21 protein-coding genes are annotated in these 19,646 nt (G+C 66.5%); 15 read left to right on the top strand and 6 right to left on the bottom strand.

The features are described from left to right. Nucleotides 1-20 precede the first annotated feature (20 nt). The 3 genes from AC3A4E_RS10130 to AC3A4E_RS10140 all read left to right on the top strand — a co-directional run bounded on the left by AC3A4E_RS10130 (nt 21) and on the right by AC3A4E_RS10140 (nt 3,153). Entirely contained in the window at nt 21-1,811 is a 1,791-nt protein-coding gene (locus tag AC3A4E_RS10130) for a M14 family metallopeptidase (RefSeq protein WP_487631354.1), read from the top strand. Beyond that, nucleotides 1,808-2,629, top strand: coding sequence for an endonuclease/exonuclease/phosphatase family protein (locus AC3A4E_RS10135; protein ID WP_487631355.1), 822 nt, complete (start codon nt 1,808-1,810; stop codon nt 2,627-2,629). Before AC3A4E_RS10130 ends, AC3A4E_RS10135 begins: the two co-directional genes overlap by 4 nt. Before the next feature lie 167 nt (nt 2,630-2,796). Further along, nucleotides 2,797-3,153 (top strand): YbaY family lipoprotein, encoded by a 357-nt coding sequence (locus AC3A4E_RS10140; protein ID WP_487631356.1) that lies wholly within the window; start codon nt 2,797-2,799, stop codon nt 3,151-3,153. A gap of 142 nt (nt 3,154-3,295) precedes the next feature. Here the strand turns inward: AC3A4E_RS10140 and AC3A4E_RS10145 are convergent, their stop codons facing one another. From AC3A4E_RS10145 to AC3A4E_RS10165, 5 genes are all read right to left on the bottom strand, one after another. After that, on the bottom strand, nt 3,296-4,720 hold the full coding sequence (locus tag AC3A4E_RS10145; RefSeq protein WP_487631357.1) for a replicative DNA helicase: 1,425 nt from the start codon (nt 4,718-4,720) through the stop codon (nt 3,296-3,298). Nucleotides 4,721-4,932: 212 nt separating this feature from the next. Then, nucleotides 4,933-5,385 carry a 50S ribosomal protein L9 gene (gene rplI / locus AC3A4E_RS10150; protein ID WP_487631358.1) on the bottom strand — a complete coding sequence of 151 codons (453 nt, stop codon included), beginning with the start codon at nt 5,383-5,385 and terminating at the stop codon, nt 4,933-4,935. Nucleotides 5,386-5,471: 86 nt separating this feature from the next. Beyond that, nucleotides 5,472-5,702, bottom strand: coding sequence for a 30S ribosomal protein S18 (gene rpsR, locus AC3A4E_RS10155; protein WP_055247656.1), 231 nt, complete (start codon nt 5,700-5,702; stop codon nt 5,472-5,474). Nucleotides 5,703-5,713: 11 nt separating this feature from the next. Then, a complete protein-coding gene (gene rpsF, locus AC3A4E_RS10160) occupies nt 5,714-6,151 on the bottom strand; it encodes a 30S ribosomal protein S6 (RefSeq protein ID WP_487631359.1) in 438 nt (145 codons plus the stop codon). Nucleotides 6,152-6,563: 412 nt separating this feature from the next. Further along, on the bottom strand, nt 6,564-7,883 hold the full coding sequence (locus AC3A4E_RS10165; protein ID WP_487631360.1) for an MFS transporter: 1,320 nt from the start codon (nt 7,881-7,883) through the stop codon (nt 6,564-6,566). A 179-nt stretch (nt 7,884-8,062) separates the two neighbouring features. Here AC3A4E_RS10165 and cyoA point away from each other — a divergent pair, with 179 nt between their 5' ends. The 5 genes from cyoA to AC3A4E_RS10190 are packed head-to-tail and all read left to right on the top strand — an operon-like array spanning nt 8,063 to nt 13,130. Then, a complete protein-coding gene (cyoA, locus tag AC3A4E_RS10170) occupies nt 8,063-9,262 on the top strand; it encodes a ubiquinol oxidase subunit II (RefSeq protein ID WP_487631361.1) in 1,200 nt (399 codons plus the stop codon). A gap of 50 nt (nt 9,263-9,312) precedes the next feature. Further along, on the top strand, nt 9,313-11,325 hold the full coding sequence (cyoB, locus tag AC3A4E_RS10175; RefSeq protein WP_487631362.1) for a cytochrome o ubiquinol oxidase subunit I: 2,013 nt from the start codon (nt 9,313-9,315) through the stop codon (nt 11,323-11,325). A gap of 2 nt (nt 11,326-11,327) precedes the next feature. Further along, nucleotides 11,328-11,981 (top strand): cytochrome o ubiquinol oxidase subunit III, encoded by a 654-nt coding sequence (gene cyoC, locus AC3A4E_RS10180; protein WP_487631363.1) that lies wholly within the window; start codon nt 11,328-11,330, stop codon nt 11,979-11,981. Beyond that, on the top strand, nt 11,978-12,373 hold the full coding sequence (gene cyoD / locus AC3A4E_RS10185) for a cytochrome o ubiquinol oxidase subunit IV (RefSeq protein ID WP_487631364.1): 396 nt from the start codon (nt 11,978-11,980) through the stop codon (nt 12,371-12,373). Before cyoC ends, cyoD begins: the two co-directional genes overlap by 4 nt. A 13-nt stretch (nt 12,374-12,386) precedes the next feature. Continuing rightward, the gene (locus AC3A4E_RS10190) at nt 12,387-13,130 is read left to right on the top strand and encodes an SURF1 family protein (RefSeq protein WP_487631365.1); all 744 of its coding nucleotides are present in this window, start codon (nt 12,387-12,389) and stop codon (nt 13,128-13,130) included. A 114-nt stretch (nt 13,131-13,244) separates the two neighbouring features. On the opposite strand, the gene AC3A4E_RS10195 is transcribed toward AC3A4E_RS10190, so the two are convergent. Further along, a complete protein-coding gene (locus tag AC3A4E_RS10195) occupies nt 13,245-13,580 on the bottom strand; it encodes a HesB/IscA family protein (RefSeq protein ID WP_487631366.1) in 336 nt (111 codons plus the stop codon). A 121-nt stretch (nt 13,581-13,701) separates the two neighbouring features. On the opposite strand from AC3A4E_RS10195, the gene asnS reads away from it, so the two are divergent. From asnS to AC3A4E_RS10230, 7 genes are all read left to right on the top strand, one after another. After that, nucleotides 13,702-15,099, top strand: a complete 1,398-nt coding sequence (asnS, locus tag AC3A4E_RS10200; RefSeq protein WP_487631367.1) for an asparagine--tRNA ligase — start codon at nt 13,702-13,704, stop codon at nt 15,097-15,099. Between the two features lie 128 nt (nt 15,100-15,227). After that, nucleotides 15,228-15,530 carry a hypothetical protein gene (locus AC3A4E_RS10205; RefSeq protein WP_487631368.1) on the top strand — a complete coding sequence of 101 codons (303 nt, stop codon included), beginning with the start codon at nt 15,228-15,230 and terminating at the stop codon, nt 15,528-15,530. Nucleotides 15,531-15,546: 16 nt separating this feature from the next. Then, nucleotides 15,547-15,861 carry a hypothetical protein gene (locus AC3A4E_RS10210; protein WP_487631369.1) on the top strand — a complete coding sequence of 105 codons (315 nt, stop codon included), beginning with the start codon at nt 15,547-15,549 and terminating at the stop codon, nt 15,859-15,861. A gap of 27 nt (nt 15,862-15,888) precedes the next feature. Then, nucleotides 15,889-16,506 carry an FMN-binding negative transcriptional regulator gene (locus tag AC3A4E_RS10215; RefSeq protein ID WP_487631370.1) on the top strand — a complete coding sequence of 206 codons (618 nt, stop codon included), beginning with the start codon at nt 15,889-15,891 and terminating at the stop codon, nt 16,504-16,506. A 19-nt stretch (nt 16,507-16,525) separates the two neighbouring features. Then, complete coding sequence (locus AC3A4E_RS10220; protein ID WP_487631371.1) at nt 16,526-17,311, top strand: SDR family NAD(P)-dependent oxidoreductase; 786 nt, start codon at nt 16,526-16,528, stop codon at nt 17,309-17,311. Nucleotides 17,312-17,372: 61 nt separating this feature from the next. Beyond that, on the top strand, nt 17,373-18,182 hold the full coding sequence (locus tag AC3A4E_RS10225) for a DNA-formamidopyrimidine glycosylase family protein (RefSeq protein WP_487631372.1): 810 nt from the start codon (nt 17,373-17,375) through the stop codon (nt 18,180-18,182). A gap of 30 nt (nt 18,183-18,212) precedes the next feature. Further along, complete coding sequence (locus AC3A4E_RS10230; RefSeq protein WP_487631373.1) at nt 18,213-19,640, top strand: aldehyde dehydrogenase; 1,428 nt, start codon at nt 18,213-18,215, stop codon at nt 19,638-19,640. Nucleotides 19,641-19,646: the final 6 nt, after the last annotated feature.

The raw sequence follows: 19,646 nt of genomic DNA on the forward strand, positions 1-19,646 counted from the left end.
TCGCCTGACCGGACACCGCCATGCCGTCGCCCCGCCTGCCGCTCGCCCTCGCCCTGCTGCTGTCCGCCCTGCCCGTCGCGGCGGCCGACGACCCGCGCATCACCATCGCTGAGCGCAGCGGCTTCGTCGAGACCGGCCGCTACGACGAGGTGATCGCGCTGTGCGACACCTTCGCGCGTCTGCATCCCGATGCGGTGCGCTGCATCCGCTTCGGCACCTCGCCCGAAGGCCGGCCGATGCAGGCGCTGGTCGCCAGCCGCAGCGGTGCGCTGGATCCCGAAGCCGCGCACGCGGCCGGCACGCCCGTCGTGCTGGTCCAGGGCGGCATCCACGCCGGCGAAATCGACGGCAAGGACGCGGGCTTTCTCGCGCTGCGCGAGTTGCTTGACGGCAGCGCCGCACCCGGCGCGCTGGACGATGCGGTGCTGGTGTTCGTGCCGGTGTTCAGCGTCGACGGCCACGAGCGCTTCGGCGCGTGGAACCGGCCCAACCAGCGCGGCCCACGCGAGATGGGCTGGCGCACGACCGCGCAGAACCTCAACCTCAATCGCGACTACGCCAAGGCCGACGCGCCCGAGATGCAGGCGATGCTCGCCCTGGTCGAGGCATGGGATCCGATCGCCTACATCGATCTGCACGCTACCAACGGCGCGCAGTTCGAACACGACATCTCGATCCAGGTCGAACCGGTGCACGCAGGCGATGCCGCGCTGCGCGAGGTCGGGCGCACGTTCCGCGATGCGGTGATGGCCGATCTCGCCGGGCAAGGCTCGCTGCCGCTACCCTACTACCCCTCGTTCGTCGAACACGACAATCCAGAGTCCGGTTTCGAAGACGGCGTGTCGCCGCCGCGATTCTCGACCGGCTATTTCCTGCTGCGCAACCGGCTCGGCATGCTGGTCGAGACGCACTCGTGGAAGGCATACCCGGTCCGAGTGCGCATCACCCGCAATACCGTGGTCTCGGTGGTCGAGCAAGTCGCGCGCCATGGCCGCGACTGGATGCGCATCGCGCGTGAAGCCGATACCCGTGCCGCAGCGCTCGGCGGCACGCGCGCGCCGCTGGCATGGAAGGCGACCGACGCCAGCCACACCGTCGATTTCCGTGGTTACGCGTACACGCGCACGCCGTCCGAGGTCTCGGGCGCGCTGATGACCCGCTACGACGAAACCACGCCGCAGCTGTGGCGGGTGCCGATGCGCGACACCCTGCTGCCGTCGGTCGAGGTCACCCTGCCGCGCGGCGGCTATCTGGTACCGGCCGCGCATGCGGTGTGGGTGGGCGAGAAACTGCGCCAGCACGGTATCGTCTTCCACACGCTTGCCGCGGCGCAGCCCGCAGGCGCGGTCGAGGTGTTCCGCGCGACGACCGCATCGCCCGCAGCCGCATCGGTCGAAGGCCACCAGCGCCTCGACCTGCAGGGCGGGTGGGCGGTCGAGCAGCACGCGGTCGCCGCCGGTGCGCTGTTCGTGCCGATCGCGCAGCCCAAGGCCCGCCTCGTCGCCGCGTTGCTGGAGCCACAGGCGCCGGATTCACTCGCGGCCTGGGGCCGGTTCAACACGCACTTCGAGCGCAAGGAATATATGGAGGACTACGTCGCCGAACAGGTCGCGCGCGAGATGCTGACGCGCGACCCGGTGCTGCGCGCCGAGTTCGAAGCCAGGCTCCGCGACGATGCCGCATTTGCAGGTAACGCTGCCGCGCGGCTGGAGTTCTTCTACCGCCGCCACAGCGCATGGGACGACCGCTACAACCTCTATCCCGTGCTGCGCACCGACAGCGTGCCGACCCATGGAGACACTGCCCGATGAAGCGCCTGTCCGCCGCCCTGCTCGTCCTGTTCTTCGTCGCCTGCGCAGCTTCGCCACCGCGCGATACCACGGCGCCCGGGCTGCGTGTCGCGACGCTCAACATCTATCACGACGCGGCCGAGTGGCCGAAGCGGCTTCCGTTGATCGTCGAGCAGCTGCGCGCGCTCGATGCGGACGTCATTGCCCTGCAGGAAGTGCTGCAGACCGCCGATCTGCCCAACCAGGCACAGACGCTCGCTGACGCGCTCGGCTATTCGGTGCAGTTCGTGTCGACCGACCCCGAAGGCCAGGCACACCGCTACGGCAACGCCCTGCTCACCCGTCTGCCGGTGATCGAGCAGGACTGGACGCGGCTGCAGCCGTTCGACGATTCACGCAGCCTCGGCCATGCGCGACTGCGCTTCGACGGCGAGCCGGTCGATGTCTACTTCACCCACCTGCACTGGCGCCTCGAAGGCGGTGCGATCCGACGCAAGCAGCTCGAAGACGCACGCAGGTTCATGGCACGGCGCGACGCTGCCGTGCCGTCCTTGGTGCTGGGCGATTTCAACGCGCCGGCCACGGCGCCGGAACTGGCGCTCCTCGACGGTTTCGTCGACACCTACGCCGCGCTGCATCCCGGGGCCGATGCAGCGGGCGCGACCACGCTCAATCCGCATTTCTTCGACTATCGCGCCCGGATCGACCTGGTGTTCGCGCAAGCCCGCCGTTTCGAGGTGCGCGAGGCGCGCATCGTGCTCGATACGCCCGGCGCGGACGGCACCTGGCCATCGGACCACTTCGGCACCTTCGTCGTGCTGCGCCCGACCGGGCGTTGACCCCGCGTTCCACCACATCGGCGCATGCTGCGCCCCGACACCATCCATCAGGACGCCAGACCATGCCCCGTGCCCTGCTCCGCCTCGCCGCGCTGCCGCTGTGCGCGTGCGCCCTGCTCGCCGCCTGCCAGACCGCCCCCTCCACGCCTGCTTCTGGAGCCACGCCGATGACCGAATCCACCGAACGCGTGCGCATCCAGGGCGAGGCGATGTACTTCGAAAAGATCCTGCTGCCCGAAGGCGCGCAGTTGCGCCTGCAGGTGCTCGACAACCAGCTCGCCGACACGCAACAGGCAGTGCTCGCCGAGCAGGTGACCACCGTCGGCCCGGGGCCTTACGAGTTCGCGATCGACGTGCCGCGTGCGAAGTTGCGCGCCAACGGCCAGTACGGCCTGCACGCCTCGGTGTCGATGCCCGATGGCAGCCTGCGCTTCGTCACCGACACACGCGTGCCGGTGAACATCGCAGCCGATACGGTGGATGTGCACGTGGGCAGCATCCGTCTGCGCCACGTACAGCCCTGACGCCATCTCCGCGTGAGCCACGGCACCGGCCCTCAGGTCGGTGCCGCACCTGCACAAGCAGACGGTGGCGCGGACATGGCAGAGCGTGCCGACGGATCGGATCGCTCCACGCCTCACACGAAACTGGCCGCTCTGCGCGCCCTTATTCGAAGCTGCCGATCGAATCGTGCGACAGGTTGTCGAAACGTGTGTACTCGCCGAAGAACTTGAGCTTCACCGAGCCGGTAGGACCGCTACGCTGCTTGCCGATGATGATCTCGGCCAGGCCCTTGTCCGGCGAGGTTTCCTTGTTGTAGTAGTCGTCGCGGTAGATGAAGATGATGATGTCGGCGTCCTGCTCGATCGCGCCCGATTCGCGCAGGTCGGCCATCACCGGACGCTTGTCGGCACGCGTTTCCAGCGATCGGTTGAGCTGCGACAACGCCATCACCGGCACGTTGAGTTCCTTGGCGAGACCCTTGAGCGAACGCGAAATTTCCGAGATCTCGGTCGCGCGGTTCTCGCTGTTGCCCGGCACCGACATCAACTGCAGGTAGTCGATCACGATCAGGCCCAGATCGTGCTCGCGCTTGAGGCGGCGACACTTCGCGCGCAGCACGTCGGGACCGAGGCCCGGCGTGTCGTCGATGAAGATCTTGGTTTCCTTGAGCATGCGGATCGCGCTGCTGACCCGGCTCCAGTCCTCGTCCTCGAGCGCACCGGTACGCAGACGCGTCGCGTTGATGCGCCCGTTGGATGAAATCAGGCGCAGCGCGAGCTGGCTTGCCGACATTTCCATCGAAAACACGCCGACGGCCTTCTTGGTCTTGATCGCCGCGTATTCGGCGATGTTGAGCGCAAAGGTCGTCTTGCCCATCGCCGGACGCGCGGCGAGGATGATCAGATCGGTCGGTTGCAGGCCGGCGGTCATCTCGTCGAATTCGGTGTAGCCGGTCGGCAGGCCGGTGACGCCGCCGCCGTTGGTGTAGCGGGTCTGCAGCACGTCGAAGGCGTCGGCCATCGCCTTGTTGATCGCCGTGAAGTCGGTGCGCCCTTGGGCGCCGGCCTCGGCGATCTTGAACACCTGCTGCTCGGCCTTGGCGAGGATCTCGCTGCTGTCGCGGCCTTCGGGCTGGAAACCGTCGTTGACGATTTCGGTACCCACTTCGATCAGCTGTCGCAGAATCGCCTTGTCGCGGACGATCTCGGCATACGCACGGATGTTGGCCGCGGACGGCGTGGTGCTCGCCAGCTCGCCCAGATAGGCGCCACCTGCGACGAGCTCCGACAGCCCGTTGGACTCGAACCACTCGCCCAGGGTGACGGCGTCGAATGGTTTGCTCTTCTCGGCCAGTTCCTGGATCGCGGCGTAGATCTTCTGGTGGTCGCGGCGATAGAAATCGTCCGGCACCAGAAGGTCTGCGATGCGGTCGAACGCATCGGGCACCAGCATCAGGCCACCGAGCACCGCCTGCTCGGCCTCGACCGACTGCGGCGGCACACGCAGCTGCTCGACGCGCGGATCGCTGCGTTCGCGATCATGACGGTCGTTGCGGTCGTGCTTGCGGAAGTCGGAGCGTGTGGACATGTCAGGGTGTCGGGCAGCGGAACGGAATGCGGCAGATGGATGCTAGGCGGTGCGCCTGTGGACACGCGACCCCACAACCTGTGGATAACCACACAAGGGTCGACGATGCATCAGGTTGGTACAGGTGGATCGCGCAGGTTGCGACGATCCGGTGGCACAAACGAAAACGGGCGCCTCGCGGCGCCCGTTCCAGGTCAACCCGATCCGATGGATCAGGCGACCTCACCTTCGATGATCACCTTGACGGTGGTCTCGGCGTCGGCGTGCAGATGCACCACGACGTCGAACTCGCCGGTGTTGCGGAACGCGCCTTCACCCAGCACGACTTCCGACTTGTTGACCGGCGTGACAGCCTTGGTCAGCGCATCGGCGATTTCGCGCGGGCCGACCGAGCCGTACAGCTTGCCTTCGGTCGACGCGTTGGCGTAGACCGTGACGCTGGCACCTTCGAGCTTGGCCAGACGCTGGGTGGCTTCGTCGAGCTGCGACTGGGCCTTGGCTTCGTACTCGGCGCGGCGCGCTTCGAAGTCGGCCAGGCTCTTGGTGGTGGCCGGCACGGCCTTGCCCTGCGGCACCAGGTAGTTGCGGCCGTAGCCCGGCTTCACATTGACCTTGTCGCCAAGGTTGCCGAGGTTGGTGACCTTCTGCAGAAGAATCAGTTGCATGGTGTTGCTCCGTATCCGTTAGCGGCGCCGGAGCGCCGCAACGAGTGCTGTCCGAATCGGACGAGAACGCGTAAAGCCCGAAGGGCTCAGACGTTGTGGTTGTCGGTGTACGGGATCAGCGCGAGGAAACGTGCGCGCTTGACGGCCGTGGCCAGCTGACGCTGGTACTTCGACTTGGTGCCGGTGATGCGGCTCGGCACGATCTTGCCGTTCTCGGTGAGGTTCTGGCGCAGGGTGTTGAGATCCTTGTAATCGATCTCCTTGACACCCTCGGCGGTGAACTTGCAGAACTTGCGGCGGCGGAAGAACTTGGACATGTGCGTGATCCTCAGGCGGCTTCGGCGGAGTTGTCGGACTTGTCGGCTTCGGCATCGTTGCCGCCAGTCGATTCGCCTTCGTCGTCACGGCGACGACGCTCGCCACGCTCGGGCTTGTCGCCCTTCTCGTCCTTGTTCTTCATGATCAGGGACTGCTCGGTGTCCGCCTCGTCGCGGCGCACCACCAGGTGACGCAGCACAGCGTCGTTGAAGCGGAACGCTTCGACGAGCTCATCGAGACCGGCCTGGCCGACTTCGATGTTGAACATCACGTAGTGGGCCTTGACCAGGTTGTTGATCGGGTACGCCAGCTGACGGCGGCCCCAGTCTTCGAGACGGTGGATCTTGCCTTCGGCGGTTTCGATCAGCGACTTGTAGCGCTCGATCATCGCGGGCACTTGCTCGCTCTGGTCCGGATGGACCAGGAACACGACTTCATAATGACGCATGGTGGTTTCCTTTCGGATATCGACCGCGCTTTCGCAGCGGCCTGGATAGCCCCCCGGATCCGCGGCGTGGCCGCGCGGTGGGGCAAGGGTCTCCCGACGACGGACGCCGCAGGGAGCCGGGCATTCTCACAGAAGCTGCCCGCCCGGGCAAGCGGGCCGGTGCAAGGGTCGAGAAGCGGGATGCGCACGCTGCGACATTCGGTCGCAGTCTCACGGACCCGCGCGACGTGGTGAAATGCACGTGCCGGGGCGCAGGCTTCATTTATAGCGCCAGCCGACCGGATCCACACCTTGATCAGAGACGTGCACCGCCGATACGGCGCCGAGGACCGCTCCCGTGCAATCCCCCCGCCTTCGCATCACGCACGCCCCCCGCGGGGAGACGTGCGTGCGCGCAAAGCGGCGACGGGTGTCAGCGCACCGTTTCGAGCGTGCGGCTGAAGCCCAGCGCGGCCAGCGTGACCACGGCGCCGGACAGCAGGTAATAACCGACGTAGGCCAGACCGAACTCGCTGCACAACCACAGGGCAACCAGTGGCGCGAAGCCGGCGCCGACCAGCCAGGCAATATCGGACGTCACCGCCGCACCGGTGTAGCGGTAGATGCTCTCGAAACGGGAGGCGATCGCGTTGCTCGCCTGGCCGAGCGACAGGCCCAGCAGGGCGAAGCCCACCACGACATAGGCGGTGCGGCCACCGGTTGTGTCGCTGCCCAGCAGGGGCGCGGCGAAGAAGCTGAAGATCGCGATCAGTACCGCCGCGATCGCCAGCTGTCCACGGCGGCCGACGCGGTCGGCGAGGATGCCCGACAGCATGATGCCCAGGCCACCGACGATCGAACCGAGGAACAGGCTGCCGAGAAAATCGGCGGCGTTGTGATCGGTATAGAGCGTGGCCCAGCTCAGCGGGAAGATCGTCACCAGATGGAACATCGCGTAGGTGGCCAGCGGAATCAGCGCACCGACGAACACCTGGCGGGGATGCGTGCGGATGGTTTCGATCACGCGCCGCGGCTGCAGCTCCTTCTCGTCGAACAGACGCTTGAACTCCGGCGTGACCACCAGACGCAGACGCGCGAACAGCGCGACCACGTTGAGTGCCAGCGCGACGAAGAACGGGAAGCGCCAGCCCCAGGCCATGAAATCCTCCTGGCTCAGGACGCGGGTGAAGATCAGGAACATGCCGCTGGCGAGCATGAAGCCGAACGCGGCACCCAGCTGCGGGACCATCGCGTACCAGCCGCGGCGTTCTCGCGGCGCGGTCAGCGACAGCAGCGAAGGCAGGCCGTCCCAGGCGCCGCCCCAACCCAGACCCTGGCCGAAGCGGAACACCGCCAGCAGGATCGGCGCGAGCATGCCGACCTGCGCGTAGCTGGGCAGGAAGGCGATCGCCATCGTGGAACCGCACAGCAGGAACAGCGCGCCGATCAGCTTGGCCGCGCGACTGAAGTTGCGGTCGATCGCCATGAAGATGATCGAGCCGATCGGTCTTGCAATGAAGGCCAGCGAGAACACCGCGAACGATTTGAGCGTCGCCTGCACCGGATCGCTGTCGGGAAAGAACAGGTACGGAAACACCAGCACCGCGGCGATGCCGTAGACGAAGAAGTCGAAGAACTCCGACGTCCGCCCCATGACGACGGGAAACGCGATCTTGCCTGGCGAGATATCCAGGTCGTCGGATTCCGGTGCGTCGTCGAGGCCGGTGGTGGCTTGCTGTGCGTGTTCGCTCATCTGCGCGCTCTCTCCGGTCGTTATGGGGGATAATGCACCGCATTGTGAACCCGAAACGGGCCCGCCAGGCAAGGTGCGAAGCAGCAAGGTCCGGTGCCCCGCTACACCCCAACGCTAACGGCCGCGCCGTAGCGTCTCCGTCAAGTCGTTTTCCTCTCCCGTTGTCGTCGATCCCCCCAATGAAATCCATTCTTCGAGTCTCCGCGCTGCTCCTGGCAGCCATGCTGCTGTCGAGCTGCGACTGGGTCGTCATGTCGCCGGCCGGCGATATCGCCGTCCAGCAGCGCGACCTGATCGTGCTCTCCACGGTCCTGATGCTGCTGATCATCGTCCCGGTGATCTTCCTGACGTTCTTCTTCGCCTGGAAATACCGGGAGTCGAACAAGGACGCGGAGTACGCGCCCGACTGGCACCACTCCACGCGCCTGGAACTGATCATCTGGCTGTCGCCGCTGGCGATCATCCTGGTGCTCGGCACGGTGACCTGGATCGCGACGCACAAGCTGGATCCGTATCGCCCCCTCGACCGCATCGACGCCAGCACGCCGCTCGCCGAAGGCGTCGAGCCGCTGGTCGTCGAAGTCGTCGCGATCGACTGGAAGTGGCTGTTCTTCTATCCCGAGCAGGGCATCGCGACGGTCAACGAACTGGCTGCGCCGGTGAACACCCCGATCCAGTTCAAGCTCACGTCGTCGTCGATCATGAACTCGTTCTTCGTGCCCGCGCTGGCCGGACAGATCTACGCGATGCCCGGCATGGAGACCAAGCTGCACGCGGTCATCAACCAGGAAGGCGTCTACAAGGGCTTCTCCGCGAACTTCAGCGGTGACGGCTTCTCGCACATGCGCTTCGACTTCCATGGCCTGAGCCAGGACGGATTCGACGCCTGGGTCGAGCGCGCACGCAGCGAAGGCGTGGCGCTGGGACGCGAGGAATATCTGGAGCTGGAGAAGCCGTCCGAGCGCGAGCCGGTGCGCTACTTCAACGACGTCGACCCGTCCCTGTACGAGGCGATCCTCAACATGTGCGTCGCCCCGGGCTCGATGTGCGTGCACGAGATGGCGCACATCGACCGCAGCGGCGGCGGCGGCGTGGACAGCCACGCCAACTACGATCGCCTGCGCTACGACAACCGTCACGCCGACGAGCCCGTGGCCGCACCGGCCGCGACGTTCCCAGATGCGGGCCGCGAGGCACGTGGCGACGAGCCGCAGGGCCACCAGCCGCGCGCCGTGTCGCCGGAAGACGAGACCCCGCAGCCGACGCCCTCCAACGAGGACGACGACGAGGGCGTCAAGCCGATCCCGCCGGGACAGGCGCCGCAGCAGGAAGGCGCGCCCGGCAAGCCGGACAACGACGGCGGCCAGACCGGCCGCTGATCGTCCGCAACGCATCCAAGCAGCAATCTTAAGTACCAGGCAGGAACCCCATGTCCGCACCCCAGGACCAGATCACATCACCGTGGATCGGGCGACTCTCGCTCGATGCACTGCCGTTTCTTCATGACCCCGTGGTGGGCGTCACCTTCGTCGGCGTCGTGCTGGGCGGTATCGCCCTGCTCTTCCTGCTGACCAAGTACCGCCTCTGGGGGTACCTGTGGAAGGAATGGTTCACCAGCATCGATCACAAGAAGATCGGCATCATGTATTGCATCCTCGCAATCGTGATGCTGCTGCGCGGCTTCTCCGATGCGGTGCTGATGCGCGCGCACCAGGCGATGGCGGCCAGCGGCAGCGAAGGCTTCCTGCCACCGCACCACTACGATCAGATCTTCACCGCGCACGGCGTGATCATGATTTTCTTCGTGGCCATGCCGCTGGTGACGGGCCTGATGAACTACGTGGTGCCGCTGCAGATCGGCGCGCGTGACGTCTCGTTCCCGTTCCTCAACAACTTCAGCTTCTGGATGACCACCGCGGGCGCGGTGCTGATCATGATCTCGCTGTTCGTCGGCGAGTTCGCGCGCACCGGCTGGCTGGCCTACCCGCCGCTGTCGGGCGCCGATTACAGTCCGGGCACCGGCATGGACTACTACCTGTGGGGTCTACAGGTGGCGGGTGTCGGTACCACGCTGTCGGGCATCAACCTGATCGTGACCATCGTCAAGATGCGCGCGCCGGGCATGAAGCTCATGCGCATGCCGATCTTCACCTGGACCTCGCTCTGCACCAACATCCTGATCGTCGCCTCGTTCCCGATCCTGACGGCGACGCTCGCGCTGCTGACGATGGACCGCTACGTCGGCACGAACTTCTTCACGAACGATCTCGGTGGCAATCCGATGATGTACGTGAATCTGATCTGGATCTGGGGTCACCCGGAAGTCTATATCCTGATCCTGCCGGCCTTCGGCATCTTCTCCGAGGTCGTCGCGACGTACTGCGGCAAGCGCCTGTTCGGCTACACGTCGATGGTCTACGCGACCGCGGTGATCACGATCCTGTCGTACCTGGTGTGGTTGCACCACTTCTTCACCATGGGCTCGGGCGCGAGCGTCAACGCGTTCTTCGGCATCACGACGATGATCATCTCGATCCCGACGGGCGCGAAGATCTTCAATTGGCTCTTCACGATGTACAAGGGCCGCATCCGCTTCGACGTGCCGATGCTGTGGACGGTCGGTTTCATGTTCACCTTCGTCATCGGTGGCATGACCGGCGTGCTGCTGGCGGTGCCGCCGGCGGACTTCGTGCTGCACAACAGCCTCTTCCTCGTCGCGCATTTCCACAACGTCATCATCGGCGGCGTGGTCTTCGGCCTGTTCGCCGGCATGGTGTACTGGTTCCCGAAAGCCTTCGGCTTCAAGCTCGACGAGTTCTGGGGCAAGGTCTCGTTCTGGTGCTGGCTGGTCGGTTTCTGGCTCGCGTTCACCCCGCTCTACATCATGGGTCTGATGGGCATCACGCGCCGTCTGAGCCAGTTCGAGGACACCTCGCTGTCGCTGTTCTTCATCATCGCGGCGGTGGGTGCTGCGCTGGTGGGCATCGGCATCCTGGCCTTCCTGATGTCGATCGCGGTCGCGGTCAAGAACCGCAAGAAGCTGGCCGACACCACGGGCGATCCGTGGAACGGCCGCACCCTGGAATGGGCGACGTCCTCGCCGCCGCCGAGCTACAACTTCGCGTTCACCCCGGTCATCCACGAGATCGACGCGTGGCATGACATGAAGAAGCACGGCTACCAGCGTCCGACGACCGGCTTCGTGCCGATCCACATGCCCAAGAACACGGGCGCGGGCGTGGTGCTGTCGGCGATCAGTGTGGTCCTGGCCTTCGGCCTGGTGTGGCACATCTGGTGGCTGGCCGGCGTGTCGTTCGTGGGTCTGATCGTCGCGGCGATCTGGCACACCTTCAACTACGACCGCGAGTTCTACATCCCGGCCCAGGAAGTGACGGACACCGAGGACCAACGGACGCGCGAACTCGCGCAGCAGGCGCTCTGAACATGGCACACACGATTCAAACCGAGAGCGGGACCACCGAACGCGTCTACCACGTGATCGAGGATCCGCACGCCCACGACGACGGGCACGAGCACCATCCGGAAACTGGTACAAACCTCGGTTTCTGGATGTACCTGATGAGCGACTGCCTCATCTTCGCGATCCTGTTCGCCGTCCACGCCGTGCTCGGCCGCAACTACGCGGCCGGCCCGTCGCCGGCCGACCTGTTCGACCTGAAGCTGATCCTGGTCGCGACGTTCATGCTGCTGTTCTCGTCGATCACCTACGGGTTCGCGATGCTGAACTCGTACCGGAACAACGTGCGCGGCACGATCATCTGGCTGCTGGTCACGGGCCTGTTCGGCCTGGCGTTCCTGTGCATCGAACTCTACGAGTTCCATCACCTGGCGCACCTGGGTGCGACCCCGCAGCGCAGCGCGTTCCTGTCGTCGTTCTTCACTCTGGTCGGCACCCACGGCCTGCACGTGACCTTCGGCCTGATCTGGCTGGTGACGCTGGTGTTCCAGCTGAAGAAGCACGGTCTCAACGCCGCCAACAACCGCCGCCTGATGTGCCTGTCGATGTTCTGGCACTTCCTCGACGTGATCTGGATTGGCGTGTTCTCGTATGTGTACCTGATGGGAGTCGTGGGATGAGCACCGAGACCAATACCCCGGCGCAGCACCACGCGGCCCACGAGTCGGCGCACGACGCGCACGGCCACGGCAGCATGCGCGACTACGTGATCGGCTTCGTCCTGTCGGTCATCCTCACCGTGATTCCGTTCTGGCTGGTCATGGGCGAGGTGCTGGAAAGCCGCGTCTGGACGGTTGCGCTCATCATGCTGTTCGGCGCCATCCAGATCGTCGTGCACATGGTCTACTTCCTGCACATGAACCGGAAATCGGAAGGCGGCTGGATCCTGATGTCGCTGCTGTTCACCGGCATCATCATCGTCATCGCGCTGGTCGGTTCGCTGTGGGTCATGCACCACCTCGACACCAACATGATGCCGATGTCGCCCGAGCAGATGCGCGTCGCGCCCTGACGCAAGACCTGTCGTGAGCGAGGCCCCTCGCGCCACCGCACGCCCGGTCATCCGCTGGGTGCTGCTGGCCTTCCTGATCGCCGCCACCGTGGGCTTCATCGCCCTCGGTGTGTGGCAGGTGGAACGCCTGCAGTGGAAGCGCGACCTGATCGCACGCGTCGACGCACGCGTGCATGCGACGCCGGCGCAATTGCCGGCGTCCTCGTTCCGCTCGGCACCTGACCCGGCGGACGACGAATACCGCCGCGTCACCGCCACCGGGCGGCTGCTGCACACGCAGGAAGTCGCGGTGTACGCCACCACCGAGCGCGGTCCCGGCTACTGGATCATGACGCCGCTGGTCACCGGTGACGGCACGATCTGGATCAATCGCGGCTACGTCGACAATGCGCACCGCGCCCGCGAGAGTCGCGCCCGTCACGACGAACGCGACACGGTCACCGTGACCGGCCTGCTCCGCCTACCCGAACAGCACGGCCTGTTCCTGCGGGCCAACGTGCCCGGCGAAGACCGCTGGTACACACGCGCACCGGCCGAGTTCTCCGCCGCGCGCGCCATCGACGGTCCGGTCGCCCCGTTCTTCATCGACGCGCAGGACCGCATCGACACCGGCAACTGGCCAGTACCGGGTCTGACGATGGTGCAGTTCCGCAACAACCACCTCAGCTATGCGCTGACCTGGTTCGGCATGGCCCTGCTGGGCCTGCTGGCGGCAGGCTTCGTCGTGCGGAGCGAGTTCCGGCGCAAGACGACCTGACGACCACGCTTCTTCAGCACTTGGTGTGGACCCGGGATCGTTTCACGCGGGCTTGCAGACGGATCCCACAGGCAAGGCGGCAAAGATAGGTCTGCCGCCGGCAGCCGTTCCGGCCTACTTCGTCGAATCGGTCGTGAAGCTCTCGCCACATCCGCAGGCGGCAGCCGCATTCGGATTGCGGAACACGAATTCCTGGTTCAGACCCTTCTGCGCGAAGTCGATCTCGGTGCCGTCGACGATCGGCTGGCTCTGCGCGTCGACGTAGATGCGCACGCCTTCGTATTCGCTGATCGCATCGCCGGGTTGTTCCTCGCGGGCGATGTCGACGACGTAACCCCAGCCCGAGCAGCCGGTCCTGGTCACGCCGAAACGCAGACCGAGCGCGCCCGGACTGGCCGCCAGAAACCGACGGGCGCGTTCGAGTGCTGCAGGGGCAAGTGCGATGGCCATGACGTAATTGTACTCCCGTGTAACCGAACGCCCGCTGGCGCAGGGATGCGCCGGCGCGCAGTCCGCGTCCGGTAGACTGTGCTGCCGCGTGTTATCGGACCGGATTACCAGGATTCAAGGCATGACCACGATCAGCGTCCAACAGGCCCTTGCCGGGCACATTCCAGAAGGCGGCGAAGTCACCGTCCGTGGCTGGGTCCGCACCCGCCGAGATTCCAAGGCCGGTCTGAGCTTCGTCAACGTCAGCGACGGGTCGTGCTTCGCGCCGATCCAGGTCGTCGCGCCGGACGCGCTGGGCAATTACGAATCCGAGATCAAGCGCCTGACCGCCGGTTGCTCGGTCATCGCCACCGGCACGCTGGTGAAGTCGCAGGGCCAGGGCCAGAGCTTCGAGATCCAGGCGGAATCGCTGGAAGTCGTCGGCTGGGTCGAGGATCCGGAAACCTATCCGATCCAGCCCAAGGCGCATTCGCTGGAGTTCCTGCGCGAGGTCGCACATCTGCGCCCGCGTACGAACCTGTTCGGCGCGGTCACGCGTATCCGCCACTGCCTGGCGCAGGCGGCGCACCGCTATTTCCACGAGAACGGCTACTACTGGATCAACACGCCGATCGTGACCACGTCCGACGCCGAAGGCGCGGGCCAGATGTTCCGCATCTCGACGCTGGATCTGGCGAACCTGCCGATGCGCGAAGGCAAGGTCGACTTCAGCCGCGACTTCTTCGGCAAGGAAGCGTTCCTCACCGTGTCCGGCCAGCTCAACGTCGAGGCCTACTGCCTGGCGATGAGCAAGGTCTACACCTTCGGCCCGACCTTCCGCGCCGAGAACAGCCACACCACGCGCCACCTGGCCGAGTTCTGGATGATCGAGCCGGAGATCGCGTTCGCCGATCTCGCCGAGAACGCGCGCATTTCCGAAGAGTTCCTCAAGCACCTGTTCCGCGCGGTGCTCGACGAGCGCGGCGACGACATGGCGTTCATTGCCGAGCGCGTGCAGAAGGACGCGATCACCCGCCTGGAAGCCTTCGTCAACGCGCCGTTCGAACGCATCGAGTACACCGACGCGGTCGAGCTGCTGCGCAAGTCCGGCCACAAGTTCGAGTTCCCGGTCGAATGGGGCCTGGACCTGCAGACCGAACACGAGCGCTGGCTGACCGAGCAGCACGTCGGTCGCCCGGTCGTGGTGACCAACTATCCCGAGCACATCAAGGCGTTCTACATGCGCCTCAACGACGACGGCAAGACCGTCGCGGCGATGGACGTGCTGGCGCCGGGCATCGGCGAGATCATCGGCGGCGCGCAGCGCGAGGAACGTCTCGACGTGCTCGATGCGCGCATGGACCAGTTCGGTCTCGATCGCGAGCACTACAGCTGGTACCGCGATTTCCGTCGTTACGGCACCGTGCCGCACGCCGGCTTCGGTCTCGGCTTCGAGCGCCTGATCGTCTACATCTGCGGCCTGTCGAACATCCGCGATGCGATTCCGTATCCGCGCGCGCCGGGCCAGGCGGAGTACTGAGACATCGTGATCCGGGGCTCTGCGTCCGTCGTGGCTGACCGCGCTGCATCGACGTTCGATGCAGCGCCCCGCTCACGTGGCGCGTGCGTGCGGATCGCGAAATCCGGGCTACCAGTCCGGGCCGTCCCATGACCCTCTTCCTCGCCCTGTGTTTCTTCGGCGTCGCGATCGGCGGATTCACCGCCTTCGTGATCTTCTGGCCACTGTCGCTGGTGCATCTCCGCGATCGTCATCCCGCAGTGCGCGAGCGCTTCGGCGAGAACGCCTTCATGCACCCCAGGGCGCTGCACTGGCTGCTGACCGGCGGCTACTACGAAGTGCCCGACCGGCAGTTCACGGGCCTGGCGACGCCGGCCCGCATTTCATTGATGGTGATCCTCGCCGCAATCACCGCTTCGGCCGTGTTGTGGCTGTGGTCGATCGCCCCCTGACCCGGAGTCCCGTTTCATGACCCACGCGCACACGACCCACGACCAGTGGTGGCTCGCGTCCATCGCCCGCACCGTGATCTGGGCGCGCCTGCGCGTGCTCGATGCCGGCGTCGCCGAAGTGCTCGACAGCGATGGCAACACCCTCGTCTACGACAGCGAGGACACCGCGCGCAGCATGCTGCTCGATGCCGAATTCGTCGAATGGGACGGCCTCGATCCCGAAGACGCGCTCGACCGCGGATTCGCGCTCGACGAGATCGCACCGCCGCAGGCCGACGACGATGCGCAGCTGCGCGACCGCATGGTGCAGTCGCTCGGCAAGCGCGCCTGAACCTGCACACCTGACACGCGGCAGACGATGTACACGCCCCGCGCTTTCGCCGTCGATGACCTGCAGTCGCTGGACGCGCTGTTCGCGCGCGATGCTTTCGTCACGCTGGTGACGACAGGCGCCGATGGCGCGCCGCTCGCCAGCCAGTTGCCGGTGCTCTACCGGCGCGGCGGCGACACACTGCACATCGAAGGCCACTGGGCGCGACCGAATCCGCAGGCGTCGCACGACGGTGTGGCGCTGATGATCGTCCACGGTCCACACGCCTATGTGTCGCCGGGCTGGTATCCGGACAAGATCGAAGCCTCGCGCGTGCCGACGTGGAACTACGCCACCGCGCATCTGCGCGGCCGGCTCGAACGCTTCGACGACGAGGCCGCACTGGCCGATCTGGTCGCGCGCACCAGCGATGTCTTCGAGGCCCGCGTCGGCGGTGGTTGGCACTTCGAGCCCGACGACGATCGCCAGCGCCGGCAACTGCGCGGCATTGTCGGCTTCCGCTTCCACGTCGATGCGGTCGAGATCAAACACAAGCTCAGCCAGAACCATCCGGCCGCCAATCGCAGCGCGGTCGCCGATGCGCTGTCTGCCGGTGACACGAATGCCCGCGAGATCGCCGTGATGATGCGCGCGATCGCATCCTGATTCCGCACCGGAGCCTCGCATGGACCTCGATCTCACCGGTCGCCACGCCCTCGTCTGCGGCGCCTCCGAAGGCATCGGCCGCGCCACCGCGCACGAACTGGCCCAGCTCGGCGCACATGTGACCGTGCTCGCGCGCCGCGCGGATGCACTGCAGGCCGTCGTCGATGCGCTGCCCACCGCGCAGGGCCAGACGCATCACGCGCTCGCCGTCGACATGGACGATTCCGCCGCGTTGCAGGCCGCCATCGCCACGCACGTCGCCGCGTATCCAGTGCAGATCCTGGTCAACAACACCGGCGGCCCGGCGGGCGGCACCGCGCACGAAGCGCCACTTGATGCATTCGAGGCCGCGTTCCGTCGACACCTGATCGGCGGCCAGGTGCTGGTGCAGGCCGTGCTGCCCGCGATGCGCGCTGCGAAATGGGGCCGCATCGTCAATGTGGTCTCGACCTCGGTGCGCGAACCCATCGCCGGCCTGGGCGTGTCGAACACTGTGCGCGGCGCGGTCGCCAGCTGGGCCAAGACCCTGTCGCGCGAACTCGCGCCCGACGGCATCACCGTCAACAACGTGCTGCCGGGCTACACCCGCACCGGCCGCATCGACCAGGTCGTGGCCGATCGTATCCGCCGCACCGGCCAGGACGAAGATGCGGTGCTGGCGTCGATGCGCGCCAGCGTGCCCGCCGGACGGTTCGCGGAGGCATCGGAGACCGCCGGTGTCATCGCGTTCCTGTGTGCGCCGGCCGCGGCTTATGTCACCGGCGTGAGTCTGCCGGTCGATGGCGGACGGATGGCGTCGATCTGATCGGCGCACGCGCGTCGCGAATGTCACGACGCCGCGACGCGTCCATTGCTTCGATGCGTCGATGCCCGAAGGCCCCGAAACCCACGCACTCGCCGATCGCCTGTCGACCCTGCTCGTCGACGAGACGCTGACGCATGTGCGCTTCATCGATCCCGCGCTGCAGAGCCGGCGCGGCCTGCTCGAAGGCCAGCGCGTGCTCGCAGTGGAGGCGCGTGGCAAGGCGCTGCTGACCGCCGTCGAAGGCGGCTGGACGCTGTACACCCACAGCCACCTGTTCGGCTTCTGGCGTTTCGTCGAAGACCTCGATGCCCTCCCCGACGGCGCGCCGCCGCGGTTGGTGCTGGCGACCGTGCGCGGTGTCGCGGCGCTGTACGCCGCGCCGTCGATCTCGCTATGGCGTACCGACGAACTCGGCGCTCAGCCCTATCTGTCGAAGCTCGGCCCCGATGTTCTCGATCCCGCGGTCGATGCCAAGGCCCTGCTCGCGCACATGCGCACGCCCCGCTTCGCCCGGCGCACGCTGGCCATGCTGTTGCTCGACCAGGGATTCGCAGCCGGCATGGGCAACTACCTGCGCTCGGAAGTGCTCTTCAAAGCCAAGCTGTCGCCGCACCGGCTGCTGCAGGACCTCACGACCGGCGAGCGGCGTCGCCTCGCGAATGCGCTGCTCGACGTCCCGCGGCGCGCGTATCGCGCCAAGCACGACGACGCGCTGCCGCCGGGCAAGGACTACCTCGCGAAAACCCGCGCGCAGTTCGGCTTCGAGGTGTTCGAGCGCAAGGGCGATCCCTGCTCGCGCGGCGACGGCCGCATCGTCGAGGAACGTCTGGCCGGGCGCCGCCTGTACTGGTGCAAGGGCTGCCAGACCTGAGCGGCTTGACGCCTCGGGTAAGCTGGCGACATGCAACGGCTGACGCACTGGATCGATGGCGCTGCGCTCGCACCCGGCCGGGATCACTGGCTGCCGGTGCACGAGCCGGCGACGGGTCGCATTTACGCAGAAGTCGCCGCCGGCGACGCCGCCGATATCGAGGCCGCGATCTCCGCCGCCGCCCGCGCCGCGCCTGCCTGGGCCGCATTGCCGAACAGCGCACGCTCGGCGTGGCTCGAAAAGCTCGCCGCGGCGCTTGACTCCCGGATCGACGACTTCGCCCATGCCGAGGCCCGCGATGGCGGCAAGCCGTTCGCCCTCGCCCGCGATGCCGAAATCCCGCGCGCGGTCGCCAACCTGCGCTTCTTCGCGCATGCGGCTACGCAGTTCGCCAGCGAGTCGCATCACGGCGAGGCCGGCCTGAATTACACGCTGCGCGCGCCACTGGGCGTGGTCGCGGCGATCTCGCCGTGGAACCTGCCGCTGTATCTGTTCACCTGGAAGATCGCGCCCGCCCTCGCAGCCGGCAATACGGTGGTCGCCAAACCTTCGGAAATCACCCCGGCCAGCGCGTCGCTGTTCGCTTCGCTGTCGGGCGAGATCGGGCTGCCGCCGGGCGTGCTCAATGTCGTGCACGGCATCGGCGCCGAGGTCGGCGATGCGGTGATCGACGATCCACGCGTGCGCGCGGTGTCGTTCACCGGCAGCACCGCGGTCGGCCGTCGCATCGGCGCGCGCACCGGTGCGCAGCTGAAGAAGGCCTCGCTGGAACTCGGCGGCAAGAACGCGACGTTGGTCTTCGCCGACAGCGACTGGGAATCACAACTCTCCACGCTGGTGCGCTCGGCCTTCCAGAACGCAGGGCAGATCTGCCTGTGCGGCTCGCGGATCCTTGTCGAACGCGGCATCTATGAGTCCTTCCGCGAGCGCTTCGTGGCCGAGGTGCTCGCGTTGCAGGTCGGCGATCCGATGGACCCCGACGCGCGCATGGGCCCGCTGGTGTCGCAGGCGCACCACGAGAAGGTGCTCGCCGCGATCGCGCGCGCCCGCGATGAAGGCGGCCACGTGCTGTGCGGCGGCCATGCGCTGGAGCGGCCGGGCTGGTTCATCGCCCCGACCGTCATCGACGGTCTCGGGCCGGACTGCGCGACCAACCGCGAGGAGATCTTCGGGCCGGTGGTCACACTGCAACCCTTCGACGACGATGCGCACGCACTCGCGCTGGCGAACGCCGGCGACTACGGCCTTTCGGCTGTCATCTGGACACGCGACCTGACCCGCGCGCACCGCCTCGCTGCGGCGCTGCATGTGGGCATGGTCTGGATCAACACCTGGCTGATGCGCGACCTGCGCACGCCCTTCGGCGGTACCGGCGCGTCCGGTCTCGGCCGCGAGGGCGGCAAGGAAGCGATGCGTTTCTTCACCGAGCCGAAGAACGTCGGCCTGTCTCTGGGATAATCGCAA

It is taken from the genome of Luteimonas sp. Soil_N_1, from assembly GCF_057656255.1.

Coding starts and splice junctions, on each gene's coding strand:
- AC3A4E_RS10130 (WP_487631354.1), top strand. CDS start 21: ATGCCGTCGCCCCGCCTGCCGCTCGCCCTCGCCCTGCTGCTGTCCGCC.
- AC3A4E_RS10135 (WP_487631355.1), top strand. CDS start 1,808: ATGAAGCGCCTGTCCGCCGCCCTGCTCGTCCTGTTCTTCGTCGCCTGC.
- AC3A4E_RS10140 (WP_487631356.1), top strand. CDS start 2,797: ATGACCGAATCCACCGAACGCGTGCGCATCCAGGGCGAGGCGATGTAC.
- AC3A4E_RS10145 (WP_487631357.1), bottom strand. CDS start 4,720: ATGTCCACACGCTCCGACTTCCGCAAGCACGACCGCAACGACCGTCAT.
- rplI (WP_487631358.1), bottom strand. CDS start 5,385: ATGCAACTGATTCTTCTGCAGAAGGTCACCAACCTCGGCAACCTTGGC.
- rpsR (WP_055247656.1), bottom strand. CDS start 5,702: ATGTCCAAGTTCTTCCGCCGCCGCAAGTTCTGCAAGTTCACCGCCGAG.
- rpsF (WP_487631359.1), bottom strand. CDS start 6,151: ATGCGTCATTATGAAGTCGTGTTCCTGGTCCATCCGGACCAGAGCGAG.
- AC3A4E_RS10165 (WP_487631360.1), bottom strand. CDS start 7,883: ATGAGCGAACACGCACAGCAAGCCACCACCGGCCTCGACGACGCACCG.
- cyoA (WP_487631361.1), top strand. CDS start 8,063: ATGAAATCCATTCTTCGAGTCTCCGCGCTGCTCCTGGCAGCCATGCTG.
- cyoB (WP_487631362.1), top strand. CDS start 9,313: ATGTCCGCACCCCAGGACCAGATCACATCACCGTGGATCGGGCGACTC.
- cyoC (WP_487631363.1), top strand. CDS start 11,328: ATGGCACACACGATTCAAACCGAGAGCGGGACCACCGAACGCGTCTAC.
- cyoD (WP_487631364.1), top strand. CDS start 11,978: ATGAGCACCGAGACCAATACCCCGGCGCAGCACCACGCGGCCCACGAG.
- AC3A4E_RS10195 (WP_487631366.1), bottom strand. CDS start 13,580: ATGGCCATCGCACTTGCCCCTGCAGCACTCGAACGCGCCCGTCGGTTT.
- asnS (WP_487631367.1), top strand. CDS start 13,702: ATGACCACGATCAGCGTCCAACAGGCCCTTGCCGGGCACATTCCAGAA.
- AC3A4E_RS10205 (WP_487631368.1), top strand. CDS start 15,228: ATGACCCTCTTCCTCGCCCTGTGTTTCTTCGGCGTCGCGATCGGCGGA.
- AC3A4E_RS10210 (WP_487631369.1), top strand. CDS start 15,547: ATGACCCACGCGCACACGACCCACGACCAGTGGTGGCTCGCGTCCATC.
- AC3A4E_RS10215 (WP_487631370.1), top strand. CDS start 15,889: ATGTACACGCCCCGCGCTTTCGCCGTCGATGACCTGCAGTCGCTGGAC.
- AC3A4E_RS10220 (WP_487631371.1), top strand. CDS start 16,526: ATGGACCTCGATCTCACCGGTCGCCACGCCCTCGTCTGCGGCGCCTCC.
- AC3A4E_RS10225 (WP_487631372.1), top strand. CDS start 17,373: ATGCCCGAAGGCCCCGAAACCCACGCACTCGCCGATCGCCTGTCGACC.
- AC3A4E_RS10230 (WP_487631373.1), top strand. CDS start 18,213: ATGCAACGGCTGACGCACTGGATCGATGGCGCTGCGCTCGCACCCGGC.